The 14,224-nt window shown below is 39.4% G+C and carries 8 protein-coding genes; 2 read left to right on the top strand and 6 right to left on the bottom strand.

The genetic code is table 11. The features are described from left to right. Positions 1–52: 52 nt before the first annotated feature. Together CA2015_RS00690 and CA2015_RS00685 are read left to right on the top strand one after the other, a co-directional pair. Entirely contained in the window at positions 53–1,543 is a 1,491-nt protein-coding gene (locus tag CA2015_RS00690; protein WP_048640144.1) for a neutral/alkaline non-lysosomal ceramidase N-terminal domain-containing protein, read from the top strand. A 39-nt stretch (positions 1,544–1,582) separates the two neighbouring features. Next, a complete protein-coding gene (locus CA2015_RS00685) occupies positions 1,583–3,043 on the top strand; it encodes a neutral/alkaline non-lysosomal ceramidase N-terminal domain-containing protein (protein ID WP_053086627.1) in 1,461 nt (486 codons plus the stop codon). A 157-nt stretch (positions 3,044–3,200) separates the two neighbouring features. Here CA2015_RS00685 and CA2015_RS00680 read toward each other — a convergent pair whose 3' ends face one another. The 6 genes from CA2015_RS00680 to CA2015_RS00655 form a co-directional block, all read right to left on the bottom strand. Then, positions 3,201–4,520, bottom strand: coding sequence for a hypothetical protein (locus CA2015_RS00680; RefSeq protein ID WP_048640143.1), 1,320 nt, complete (start codon positions 4,518–4,520; stop codon positions 3,201–3,203). Between the two features lie 149 nt (positions 4,521–4,669). Next, entirely contained in the window at positions 4,670–5,554 is an 885-nt protein-coding gene (locus CA2015_RS00675; RefSeq protein ID WP_048640142.1) for a sugar phosphate isomerase/epimerase family protein, read from the bottom strand. 32 nt (positions 5,555–5,586) lie between these two features. After that, positions 5,587–6,627, bottom strand: coding sequence for a DUF6807 domain-containing protein (locus CA2015_RS00670; protein ID WP_048640141.1), 1,041 nt, complete (start codon positions 6,625–6,627; stop codon positions 5,587–5,589). 121 nt (positions 6,628–6,748) lie between these two features. Then, positions 6,749–8,092 (bottom strand): Gfo/Idh/MocA family protein, encoded by a 1,344-nt coding sequence (locus CA2015_RS00665; protein ID WP_048644280.1) that lies wholly within the window; start codon positions 8,090–8,092, stop codon positions 6,749–6,751. Between the two features lie 121 nt (positions 8,093–8,213). After that, positions 8,214–10,235 carry a RagB/SusD family nutrient uptake outer membrane protein gene (locus CA2015_RS00660; RefSeq protein ID WP_048640140.1) on the bottom strand — a complete coding sequence of 674 codons (2,022 nt, stop codon included), beginning with the start codon at positions 10,233–10,235 and terminating at the stop codon, positions 8,214–8,216. Between the two features lie 49 nt (positions 10,236–10,284). Beyond that, positions 10,285–13,533: a SusC/RagA family TonB-linked outer membrane protein gene (locus CA2015_RS00655; protein ID WP_084011573.1), complete on the bottom strand. Its 3,249-nt coding sequence runs from the start codon at positions 13,531–13,533 to the stop codon at positions 10,285–10,287. Positions 13,534–14,224: the final 691 nt, after the last annotated feature.

Raw genomic sequence — 14,224 nt, 5'->3', positions numbered from 1 at the left:
GTTTTTCTTTCCATTTTATTTACCATACTAAAAATATTTTAGCACATAAAACATGACATTAAAGGCAGGGAATAGTGAAAATGGCCAGGCACATCGTTTTGTCCTTCTGGGCTTTATGGCTGGAATTATGCTTTCAGGATTAATTTTCGGACATAAAGTAATCGCTCAGCAGTCGGGTCTGAAAGCCGGAATGGTGCAATCTGAAATCACTCCTTCAGAAGCCGGTTATCCTCATTATCGAGGACCGAGTACTGGAACACATGATCCATTGTATGCCAAGGCAGTGGTTTTTCAGCAAGAAGGAGAGAAAGTAGCTTTAGTGGTGGGAGATCTTTTATGGGTAGAGAGAGACTTGTCGGTTAGAGTCAGGATGCGCATTGAGAAGGAAACAGGTATACCTTTTCAGAATATTATTATTGCAGGAACTCATTCCCATACCTCTCCGGCCTATCATCCCAATATTAGGGAGCTTACCGGAACATTAAGACCACCCTTTGACACGCAACTGGATACAGGTAAAGCCGATGTCTATCCTAAGGAGCTTGAAGATGGTATCGTTAATGCGGTGGTAAAAGCCTATGAGCAAAGAGAGGAAGTAGTACTGGAAGTGTTTGGAGAAGAAGTTAATGATTTGGCATTTAACAGACGCTTTATTATGAAAGATGGAAAGTTGATCACCAATCCAGGTAGACGCAATCCATCCATTAGGGAACCGGAAGGACCTACAGATCCGGAATTGGCCGTGGTTATGCTACAAAGGAAGAAAGACAAGCACCCAATTGGGACGGTCTCTAATTTTTCTTTACATGCCGATACCTTTGGTGGAACGGCTTTCAGTGCCGATTACCCGGGATTTTTGGCCAATAATTTACAAAGGCATTTTCATAAAGATTTTGTATCGCTATTTGCAGCAGGAGCTTGTGGTAATATCAACCACATAGATGTTACCGGTACTAAGGAAGAAGTAAAAAGTTCTTCTGAAATAGGCAAAATTCTCTCTTCTGCAATACTTCAAAAACCCAATAAATTTCAAAAAGTCAATGAAACAGAACTAAAGGCAATAGCTGAAGTCATTTATGTTCCCATCCAACATTTCACTCCTGAGGAATTGGAATGGGCCAATACAGAAACTGGGGCTCCACGACTTTATGAAGAAACGGCCTTTCTGGAAAGAAGAAGACGGTTAAAAATCAGGTCGCTTGAAAGAATTAGAAGAACAGAAGCAGTTCCTCCTGCAATAGGGGATCAACCATGGAGAATCCCATTGGAGGTGCAGGTGTTTCAAATTAGCGAAGACCTGGCCATCGTAGGACTTCCAGGTGAAGTGTTTGTAGATTTAGGTTTGGCTATCAAAGAGAATTCCCCTTATAAAAATACAATAGTGGTTGAATTGACCCATAGCCATATTGCTTATGTCCCCACAAAAGAGGCATTTACCCGTGGAGGATATGAAACCATTAATTCAAGACTGGCCCCGGGTGGGGGAGAATTGCTGGCAGATACTGCTATAGCATTGTTGCAGGAAATACATGAGCAACAATAAATAACAAAATTGGATAAGGCACAATAAGAGGAATTTTCTATGCAAAATAAAAGCAAAGTAATATTCGACAGACGAAAGTTTATTGGAAGAGTAGCGACAGGAACTTTGGGTTTGTTGTCCTCACCTGTTTTGTCAATGAATGGAGATGCATTGCTTGAACAGGAGGATGACTTTGGTATGAACAAGGTGGGTGAGTACAAATGGCAAATAGGCATAGCTAAGGCCTTAATAACCCCTCAAAATGACGTTTGGCTTGCAGGTTACGGTAGGAAAAGAGTGGCCTATGGCAAAATCCATGATTTATGGGCCAAAGTAATTGCGCTGAAGGATGCTTCTGGCAAAAGGGTGGTGATGGTTACCACTGATCATATGGGCATGTCTAAGACCGTCTATGAACGGATCTTTAACAAAATCGCGGAACAATTTCAATTGGAACGTTCTCAATTTATGTTGACCTTTTCGCACAATCATTGTGCCCCTTGTTTAGAAGATGATCTGGTAGATTATTACCCAAGTGATGAACAACAGAAGAAAGCGGTAAAAGAATATACCTTATGGATGGAAAAAGCGCTAATTGCTGCTGTTGATGAAGCACTTTATAACTGGCAGGATTGTGAATTATTTTTAGGAGGAGGTAATTGCACTTTTGCTGTAAATAGAAGAGACAATAAAGAGTCAGAAGTCCCGGATTTATTAGCCAAAGGAATACCGCTACAAGGAGCAGTGGATCATGAAGTGCCTGTTTTGGCAGCTAAAGGTCCCGGAGGGCATTATTTAGCCTTGCTTTTTGGGTATGCCTGTCACCCTACCACATTGGATTTCAATACCTGGTGTGGAGATTACCCTGGGTTTGCGCAGATTGATTTAGAAAGTAAATTCCCAGGTACGGCAGCCATGTTTTTTAATGCTTGTGGTGGAGATCAAAACCCTTTGCCTCGTAGAGAGCTGGCACTATGCGAGAAATACGGTAAAATGCTTTCCACTGCCGTTGAGGAAGCATTAAATAATCCATTGGAAAAAATTTCTTCTAATCTGAAAACATCTTTCAATTTTGTGGATCTGGCTTTTGAAGAAATGGTGACTTTGGAAAAATTAGAACCCATAGCCAATGGCAATAGTCCACTTCAAGCCAGGTGGGCAAAGCGGATGATTGCAAAAATTGAAAATGGAGAAATATTTGACACTAGCTATCCTTATCCAACCCAAGCTTGGCAAATGGGGAATGAACTTCTGTTTATAGGAATTGGAGGTGAGGCAGTAGTAGATTACTCTTTAAGGTTTAAAAAGGAGTTTCCTGAGAAAACTTGGGTTTGTGGTTATGCCAATTATATGGCAGCTTATATGCCCTCTCGTCGTGTTTGGGAAGAGGGTGGATATGAAGGAGGATCTCATTTGGACGAATACGGACACCCGGCCTGGAGATGGCGAGGAGATGTAGAAGACAAGATTGCTGCAAGTGTGCATAAAGTAGTGAAGCATACGAAGTCTGTGGATTCGTAAGGAGGTAGGTTATTTTTATTATTCCAGTAAAACCGTCATGGCGAACCCTTGCGGGTTGGCTGAGTGGAAAAACGGTGAGGCAAACTCACATTGTAGTGGATTCTCACTATTTTTGAAGACATTGGATTTTGCTAAAGTGATGTTATTTCCAGAAAAATCACTCCTCCTTCAAGCGAATTACGAACATTTGACGAGTGCCATTCTTGTCAATCCCAGGTACTAAGATGGCATCATTGCTTCGGTTCCAACGCGGGGCAGGGTCTATACGGATGTCACCACTGTAAAGTCCTTTGTTGATTCCTTCACTTCGGGCAAAGGCACCATCACTTCTTCGGTATACCGCATAGTAGTTTTTATTATCATCACTGTATCCATTGACGAATAGGTCACCATTTGGAGAAAGGGAAATGTCTCCCTCCGGTTTGGGAAACATTTCCGGAGTTCCTAGGCTTCCTATGATTTCCTTGCTGTCAACATTGTAACGAATTTGCTCGTCTGGACCTTTCCCATCATTGTATTTTATGCCGATCAATACATTACCTAAATCCCACTCCGGATGACCACCTATATGGGTTTCATGGAGTTGAAGTCCGGTACCATCTGCATGAATGGAGGTAGGTACATTGATTCTTTCCTTGCCTTGGCCACTCCATCCCGCCCTGATAAAAAAATAAATGCGATTGGCATTACGATTCCAGAGGGTGTGATTGATAAATAAGCCACTGTGGTCAAGTTTTGGATTGGTTTCTTTTAGTTTATTTTCCATTTGATGGTAGGAAACCAACAGTTTCTTATTTCCGGTTTTTACATCCACGAGAAATATCCCATCATTCTCAGGTGCCAATTGATCCTTGGACCAGTCCAGTGCCCCGGGATATCCGGTAACGAGTCTAAGTCTTGCCAAGCGGCCATAATTCAGGCCGAGCCAAGCTGAGCCATCAGCAGCGACACCACCATTCCCGATAGGGCTGTCTTCATAACGGTATTCTTTAACTCGTTTTCTTTGATTGATATCATACAGCACTGTAAATACTTTTCCTGTAGTAAGGTCGCGGTCATTAAAGAAAAACTGGTTTTCGGGTGCTAAAGGGTTCCAATAAAACATAGTGCCCTGCTGAGGATTCCATGCGTGAGATTTGTCCAGCCGGATTAGCTTGTTTTTATTCTGGGTGTCGATAAGAAAAACCGTTGCCGATTCTTCAGGTCTTGGCATGCGGTCTATGGCATCTATCTCAAGTCCTAAAATATACCTTCCTGATTCATTCCAAGGGATGGTTTGACATTGGCCGATGTAGCCAAAGAAGTGGTGCTTTTTGCCAAAGGTTAATTGTTCAATGCTAAGATTGAAAGAGTTTGCTTGTGTAAAGCCTGAAAGAAAAGTTGCCAGGTAGATAAAAATAAAAAAAGAATATAAAAGGCCTTTTTTAGAGAAAAAGCTTCCTTTTATATTCTTTAAACTTTGAATAAAATAAGGCATGATCTGGATGGGTTTGTTATTAAAAGGCAATAAGCTATGCTTGATAAATATAAGCAATTATTGCAATTTTTTGCCCAGACCCAGACGCACTTTATTTATTTTAACCCGGATTATGTAATAGAATGTCTATTGCATATTTCGGGTTTAATTTATTTGGCATTGGCCAACATGGTATTGAAGATATCAAGTTGCTCTCTCATGGCCGCAACCCTGTCAGCAGGTGTGGTGCGTGCTTCCAAAAGAATCCAACCCTTGTAATTCATCCCAACGAATAAATTCATCAACTCCTGATAAGGGTAATTCCCTTCATTTAGCTCACGGATATGAACCGTGTCACCAAACCATTTTTTTACAGAGTTGAAGTTGGCTTCCAAGCCGGGGGCCATAAGGTCCTGATCGTTGGAGTTCCAGCAGATCTTAACACTTTTTTCAGTTACCTGATCAAATATGGCTTTCATATTTGGCAATTGTTGTGTCAGTTTTCCATGCACTTCCACCCTTACCAATTGGCCCAGATCACTGGCAAATTTACCTACCTCGTTAAAGGATTTTGCGATCTGCGCTATGGTTTGCTCTTTGGATACCTCCGCAGGAAGTCCATTAGGCTTTACTTTAATTCCAGTGGCACCTATATCCTTGCAAAGTTGAAGGTATTTCTTAGTCCCTTCTATGTTTTCTCTAACTTGAGCTTGGTCAGTGTAGTGATAAGCATAGTTTGAACCATAGCCAAGGCATTTTACAGGACTGTCTTTGAAGCGTTTTTTTACTTCTTTTCTTTCGTTGGTAGAAAGACTTGCCTCTACACCATGTGCATGTTCAGTTCTTAATTCTACACCGAGTAAACCTGCCTTTTCACAGTTTGTCAAAAGAGTAGGGAGGTCCCAGTCTTTTCCCCATTGATAGGTTACTAAGCCAAGGTTCATTTTGGGTTTTTTAGCGAAAGCTGCCGCAGTAGCAGGGTCCAATAGTGAGAGACCTATTCCTGCAGCAATACTCTTTTGGAGAAAATTCCGCCTTGATTGATTGTTATCCATTGAAATGCTTGTGTTTAAATGGGTTTATCCGGTTATTTTTTAGCGTATTCGTCAGCTAAGGCATTGATTTCATCTTCACTAAGGTGCTCAGAGGCTACCACAACTCTGTATTTGAAAGTAGCTGTTTCGCCTTTTTTCAAGCTGTAGTTCAATTCGTCTTTGCCACCGGAAAGTGCTTTTTGACCTAAAGTGTTTGCTGCAAATAAACCGTAATCTCTAGCATGCCAATAAGTTGGGTAGCCTGGGTTTTCTGGATGATCAATGATTATCAAAGAAACTTGCTCTCCTTTAATTTCACTTGCCAACTCCATCCAACGGGCTCTAGTACCCCATACATCCCCTCCTGTAATTCCTTCTGAACTTTTGTAATCCCCTTTTACATAGGTATTGTCCATTTTATCCACTTTGGTTTCAACACCATGAGAATCCATTAAGGTAGTTGGTTTCTCTGAAGGCAACTCCATTTCACGGGCAACACGGATGGCAAACATTCCTTCTTTGTTGTCTGTGAACTTAACCTCATCAATCAATGCCGTTAATTCGGTAGTACGGTCAATAATGCGGATATCTTTTCCTGCTTTAAAAGAAAAAGAAGTTTTCTCTTCCAACATGCTTGTGTTGTCAGGAGCTTTCCATAGAGACTTCGTAACCAATATGGCCTTTCCTTTACCACTTTTAGTTTTTTCGATAGATTGGTGAAAGATGGAGCCATAACCATCCTTTTTGGAAGCAGGAATAGCTTCTGAATTGTTCCAGAAATCAAGTCCGTTAACATCACCATAATTTAACCAAATACCTACGTGATGAGGGTGGTCGGTTCTGTCTCCTGCTTTATTGATCATTGGATAACTCCTAGTCAGCATGTTTCCATCTGGTGAAATTACTGGCCAAAGTACCGGTTTCATTACGTTGTCTGGATAGATATAAGAAGTGAATAGTTCACCAGCAACCATTACATCTACTTTTTTCTCGCCGTCTTTAATTTCGATTTTAATGGGTTCTTTGTCTTTTTGACCAAAGAGGAGAAAATTGCTGCTCATTGCCATTATTACTACTAATGCTATGTATTTCATTTGATAATTTTGTTTATATCTAAAATATAAATTTAAATCCTTTTACAAGAAAAACCTGTCAGGGTAAAAATTCCTGGCAGGTTTTTCTAAAAAGGCAATCAATATTTTGACTATTGATTGTTTAAACCTTGTCTGGAACTTCAAAACCTGGTCTGTAATTACGGGTAAGCATGGCATCTGCTTCCGGATCATTGACAAAAGTCTCAGATTTTGGATTGAACGTCAATACACGGTCCAATTGATAAGCTATATTTCCTAGGTGAGCCAATCCTGAAGACAGGTGGGCTGTTTCTACAGGGCCGTTTAGGATGGAAGCATCATGCTTACGAACTGCCTCAATAAAATTAGCAAAGTGACCGTCAGTTCCACCGGCTCCACGATCCATTTCAGATCCAGAAGGTCCGCCATCTTGTCCTGATTTACCAGGGGTTCTATCTTTGCCAAGGAATGTTTGGTATTTGTCATACCCATCAACTACCAAATAACCTTTGTCCCCATAGAAAATATTACCTACAGTAGCTCCATCTTCAGCATTGGTGCACCATGGTCTTACTTCAAACTGAATGATTTTGTTCTCATCAGGATATTTGTACACAGATGTCAATACTTCTGGTACTGTTTTGGCATCATCCCATAGGAATTTTCCTCCCATGGAAGTGATTTTAGTAGGTAGCCCTACATCTAATCCCCACATACATAGATCTGTTTCGTGGATACCTTGGTTACCAACATCTCCATTGCCATAGTTAAAATTCCAGTGCCAGTTGTAGTGCACAAGGTTTTCAGTAAATGGAGTTTTTGGAGCCGGTCCTGTCCATAAATCGTAATCCAATCCTTCTGGTACAGGAGAAAATCCTTTGTCACCGATGCTCGGTCTCCATCTAAAAACTAGACCCCTGGCCATGTAAACATTTCCTATATAACCATCACGTATTAGTTGGATGGCTTCTTGAACTGCAGGAGAACTTCTAAGCTGAACACCATGTTGAACGATTCTATCGTATTTATGAGCTGCTTCTACCATTTTCCTACCTTCCCAGATATTATGGGAACCAGGTTTTTCCACATAAACATCTTTACCTGCCTGGCAAGCCCAGATGGTAGTCAATGCATGCCAGTGGTTAGGAGAAGCAATACTGATTACATCGATATCTTTATCGTCCATTACCCTACGTAGATCTTGTTCCAAGACCACGTCTGCATTGTATTTTTCCTTAAAGCTTTTTTGACGTTCCTTAAGGATATTCATGTCAGGATCACAAAAAGTCTTTATTTGAACATTTTTTTGTGACATAAAGCCTTGGATATGGCTTTTTCCTCTACCATTTAAACCTAAAACTGCAGCATTGATCCTATCATTGGCTCCAAATACACTGGAAGGTACAATTGTAGGAGCAATAAGAGCAGCCGAACCGGCTACGGCTGATTTTTTAATAAAGGATCTTCTTGATGATTCCTTATCCATATTCAAATTTGGTTTATTATTGAAGTTATAATTAATTCGACCCATTAAATTAAGAAATTCCCCTGACCAAATGATAACAGCAGGGGAATTAATTTACTTTTTATTCACAAGTGGTTAAATTTTATTCGCCAATGGCTCTCATAGGGTCTTCATTGGGAGCACCTGCAGGTTGAACTACATGATTTAGTGGTTCAATATTGTTCTCTGCACCATTGTAACCGGTAGTTTGGTTCAATATAGCATCCACATTACCTACAAGGTATGGCTGATAAACAGGCCAAAATACATGCATAGGATCCATGGTGTATTTGGTAGTGCTGTAAGTAGCCCACGGAACTTCGTCTCTAAAGAAGGTGTTTTTCTCCATCATCCTGTCATAATAGAAACTACTCGCTGAAAGCGATTTTTCTATATCTGTACCAGAGATTGAATAAGTCTTGCCATTGTAAGCCATTTTGCCACTTTTAGCAAAGATTACAGAAATACGAACCAACTCATCATGACGGTATTCTTCACCAAATAGCTCTCTGTTTCTTTCGTCAAGAACTGCTCCAATACCTTCTGTTTGAATGTCTGCAACAGTATACATTTCCATGGCGTTAGCTCTTTGACGGATGGTGTTGATGTCTTCAGCTACACCTGCATAATTGTCTTGCCAGTAACGAGCTTCTGCCCTTACTAAATAGGCTTCAGCAATTCTCATGATGTACATGTCCATTTTACCTCCATCCTGACGGTCAGGTCTAGATTCTTGGTTAACAGAGTAAAACTTGTATCTTGGGTAACCGAACCAGCACCTGATGGTATCCTGACAAGTTAAGTTGCCATTGTCATCATATAGACGAAGGGGCTCCAAATAATATTCACTTCCATCTTCCAATAAAGAAGGATTGTCATACAAAACATCCTCCATCTCAAACCAGTTAAGGTCTTTGTGACGGTAATCTTGTTCGTCAATTTTTCCTTTAAAGTTCCAGATGTCATATTGAGAATAGTTGGTAGGTCTCGCAAATCCTTGACCTCTACCCCATTTTTTCATCATTCTACCTCTTTCGTCGCTAGTAGACTGCTGTACATCTGTACCGGTTCTGGTAGTACCAGGCTCCCAAACACCTAGGTTTGTACTTACAAAGTTAGGACCCCAAGCTCTGATTCTAGCAGATCTACCTTGCGTACCCAATACGAATGGCTCATTGACAACCAACCAAATCCCTTCAGGATTACTGGTTTTTTGTGCTCCTTTGTCCATGTGTAGGTAATTTACTGCATCAGCAGAGGCATAACCACTTCTACCAGGCAATGGATTTCCTGTATTTGGATTGTTGGTATTGGCAACTTCTACCTCGGTAACATCTGCAGGTATCATGTCATCGGTGAAAAGTTGAGATTCACCTCCGTTGATGACATCGTCCATTAATTTTTCAGCATCGGCAAAACGTAAGTTAAGCATGTAATACTTAGCTAAAAGGACACGTACAGCATCCTTAGGGGCTTGCCCTACAGGTATTTGACTTTTTGGTTTAACATGCTGTACAGCATATTCCAAGTCTACAATCATTTGGTCCCAGATTCCTTGCATATTAAATGCTTTAAAATCACGCCTCGCTCCTGCTAGCACATTTAGTGGGAAAGCAACATTACCAAAATCCATGGTCAATTGCATGTAGAAAAAGGCTCTCAAGAAATAGGCTGAACCTAATAAGTGATTCCTATCTTCATTGTTGGTACCATTATCCCAGTCAGGGATGTCAATATAATCTATTACTGTATTTGCTTTCTTGATATGCTTATAATTGTCAGCGTAAAAAGACCTTGTACGTCCAGCATCATTGTTTCTACTGTTGGTAGGCGTAGCATATACACGTAAATCTACAAATGCATCCGGTTTATCCGTAGCAGATACCACAGAAGCATCACTCATGTTACTGTTGAACATCAGTTCACGGGTATCACCATTCCATTGACTGAAAACCCCAAGATATGCTGCATCCAAGGCAGTTTGGAGTCCTGCTGCATCTACAAAAGTGTTTTCAGGACTTAAGTATGACAATGGTTTCTCATCCAAGAATTCTTCGTTACATGAGAACGAAAATACCAGGAATACAGGAAGTATTATCCCTTTAAATATATTTATCTTTTTCATTTCTTTCTTTTTTTAATTTGTGTTTCTAAAACTGTAATAGTGCTTAGTTTTAGAAAGTTACATCCAAACTAAATGAATAAGTTCTTGGCATTTCTCTAGCAGATTCTGGATCGCCTAATTCCTTAATCCATGGAGTGAAGACAGCCACATTTTCAATGTTAACGGCTAGTCTTACCCTATTCGCTTTGACTTTTTCCAAAATATTTTGAGGCAAACTATAACCTACTGAAATATTTTGAAGCCTTACATAAGACTGACTCAACCATGCATTACCACCACCCAAATTGATTGAGTTAATTCTGGCAAAATCATTTTGTCCGTTAAGCGGAGTCCAGTAAGGAATATCGTACCAGTTGTGGTTTTTGATATATTGTTGAGAATTGTTAAAAGGTTCAGAAGTACCTCCTTTGTATCCCAATCTAGCTAGGAATATTACACCTAAATCAAAGTTCTTATATTCTACATCATTTCTTAAAGTGATGTACCAAGGGTTATTGGTTAAGCCTAAGAATACTTTGTCATCAATGTCAATGTCTCCATCACCATCTTGATCCACAAACCTGAAGTCTCCGGGGAATAGGCCATATTTAGCAGCTTCTGCTTCTTCTCCCAATTGGTAAACCCCATCTAATTCCCAATCCCAAATGATGTCTTTGTTTTCACCAATAAACCATCCGTTTTGTAAATCATCAGGCTCTCTCATTACTGTATTTCCTTCACTGTCGGTTGTCTCAGAAGGAGCATTTCCTAAAGTGGTGATTTTATTCACTCTATAAGTGACGTTAAAGGCAGTAGTCCACACAAGGTTAGCAGTAGATACATTGATTGAGTTTAATCCCAAATCAAAACCTCTGTTCTGTAAATTCCCTACATTGGTTTTAACTGATTCAAATCCTGATAAATCAGGTAGTTTTTGATCCAACAATAAATCTCTTGTTTCTGACTGGTATACATCTAAGGAACCGCTTAGTCTATCATTGAAAAGACCAAAATCCAAACCTACGTTAAAAGATCCGGTACGTTCCCATGATAACATAGGGTTAGCTATTCTAGTGATCTCTGTATAAGGTGTAGGTACATATCCTCCATCATAATTCAAAAATACACCATTACTCAATCTTGCATAAGCATTGTAGTCTTCCAATCCACTACTGTTTCCGTTAACCCCATAACTCAATCTTAACTTTAAGTAATTAAGTGCTGAGTTGTTTTGCATAAAGTCCTCATTGCTAATTGTCCAAGCTCCAGATACTGAAGGGAAATTACCATAGATGTTTTGTAAACCAAATCTAGAGTAACCATCTCTTCTGATGGAAGCAGAGAAATTGTATTTATCACTGTAGGCATAATTTACCCTACCCATTAAACCTGTTCTAGAGTTTGTCTCATCATAAGAGGACATGGTAGGATTAAGGCCAAGTTGTACTGCGTGATAACCAAGTGCAGATGTTGGGGAGAAATTGTTAGTCATTGCTCTGGTTTCCCATCTTTGGTTTCTTTCTGCATTGTATAATCCAGTGAAGTTGATTCTGTGCTCACCGAAAGATTTGTTCCAGTTTAAAGTAGTGTTGGACTGCCAAGAGAAGTAATCATTGTACCTTCTTTCAGCCGCATCTACAGCCCTTTGAGGGTTTCCTTTTTCATCCAAGTCAAATCTTTTGTAAACATCAAATCGAGGAGTGTAATCCGTTCTTAATGTAAAGTTTCCTGGTAAGTTAACAGAAGCATATAAGGTAGGGTTAATCATAAACCTGGAATAGCTTCTTGTGTTCCAAGATGGATCCTGGTAAGGGTTACTAATATTTGAACCTGCAGCCTGATCATTCAAGTTTTCTCTTGTTTGTGGCATGCCATTCTTCCATGGTTGGTCATAAGGTGAAAAAACCCTAAAGCTACCACTTTCTACGGCTTCTTGTCCTTCGTTTTGGTAAGTAAAGGAAGTATTTGCACCAATGGTGAAAAACTCAGCCAAATTTACATCCAAATTTAAACGAGAAGTGATTGTTTCAAAGGATTCTCCAATTTGAACAGATTCTCTATTACTGTATCCCAAAGAGTAATAATAGGATACCCTTTCATTTCTTCCTGATACACTAACGTCATAATCCTGTCTTACACCTGTGTGGAATAAGAAGTCTTGCCAGTCGTAAGAAATACCATTCTGGTAATTCTCAATTTCGTTTTCCCAAAAACCAAAGTTATTAATCCTAGCCAAATCGATTTTAGCTGGGTCAGTTTCACCTGGTATACCATTGGCAGCAAGCCAATCATCTTGGTACTGAGGATCAATGCTGTTATAATCCCTAAATCTTGTCCAAGGATCAGTAATGGAATTGGTAATGGTTTCGTTCATGTCCGTTAACCAATTCAATACATCTTCACCACCTTTGTGAGTCTGTTGTCTTCTAGCACCTGTTATTAATCCAACTCTGGAGCTGAAAGAGATTTGAGGTTTGCCATATTCACCTCTTTTGGTGGTAAATATTACTACACCATTGGTCGCTTGAGAACCATAAACGGCGGCAGCACTCGCATCCTTCAAAACATCAACACTTTCTATGGTGTTAGGGTTGATTTCTGCAAGGTCACCTCTAAATATTACACCATCTAGTACAATAAGTGGACGGTTCGCATTGGCTTCATCAGTTGCGTCAGCTTTAATAGAAGCATCTCCACGAACATTGAAACTAGGAACGTTTTTCGCACTTGTGGAATATCCCACACTTAAACCTGGTACTGTTGTTCTTAAGATTTCAGAAACAGAGGTAGGTTTGTATTTCATTACCTCTTCAGCCTGCACATTGATTACAGCACCTGTAAGGTCTTTCTTCTTTTGGGTACCATAACCAATAACAACCACTTCATCCAAAGCTTGGGTGCTCATGGTAAGGGTTACATCTATAGTAGATTGGTTGCCAACTTCTATGGTTTGACTCTCAAAACCTATAAAGGAAATGACCACTGAAGAATTATCAGGTACTGTAAGGGTGTATTTACCATCCAGGTCGGTTGCTGTTCCTATGGATGTTCCGGGTACAGAAACAGTGGCTCCTGGAATAGGTTGGCCATTGTTGTCAGTAACTGTTCCTGATATCGTGACGTCAAACATATCTGCCAATGTCGATTTGCCTACATTGGAATTGGAGGCAGTCGTAAGCTGATTTTGTTCGATATTTTTTAGGTTTTTGTCCAAACTTGTTTGCTGAGCCATTAAGCTCCCTGAAAACAAGCAGAACGATAAAGTCGCTAGTGATGATATCGGTTTCACCACTAGTCGATTAAGTAGTTTTCTTTTCATAATGGATTATTGTTAATTGTTTTTGATTAGAAAGAAATCCTTTCTTAAAATCGGGTTTGGGCTTTTAGAAATCTATTTCATTGGCATTTGGTTTATTGATGAACGGTAAATAATTTACATGAAGTAACAAATAGATATTTCGTTAAACATGGATCTTTTCTCGTATGTCAAAACTTTATTTTGTTATAATTTATAATTATTGATAAATCGTGTGTATTTGAGTGAAAATTGCTATTTTTATTATTGTTTCATTATTGCATATTAAAAATTTTTTTCTCCTAAAAAAAATTTAAGTCCAACTTTATCAAAAAGCAGTCGTAATCCCAATTTTACAGCAAATTGTCGTAAAAAAGCAGTCGGTTTAATATAATATTATTGTCATTTAGTCATTATTCATTTAGATTAAAAGAGATGATGAAATTGATATCATTTTTTTGTGATTTTACTGGTTCTTATTCAAGAAGTTTTGTTTGGTTAATTTGAAGATTGAGGATGGTACGCTTTTGGGGCTTCTATTTTTTGGATAAAGTGTTCCTCTCCTTCTTTTGGCAGGTAATAAATAAAGTATTATCTAAAAAGAACATTTTATCTGTGCTCAATCTGAGTTATTCTGTATATGCGATAGGTCAAGTTTTTAACTCGGATTATGAAAAAGATTGTCAATTGCCTATTTCGGGTTTAAGGCTGAAAA

This window comes from Cyclobacterium amurskyense (assembly GCF_001050135.1).
Taxonomy (GTDB): Bacteria; Bacteroidota; Bacteroidia; order Cytophagales; family Cyclobacteriaceae; genus Cyclobacterium; species Cyclobacterium amurskyense.
This window is presented reverse-complemented; position numbering and strand designations above follow the sequence as displayed.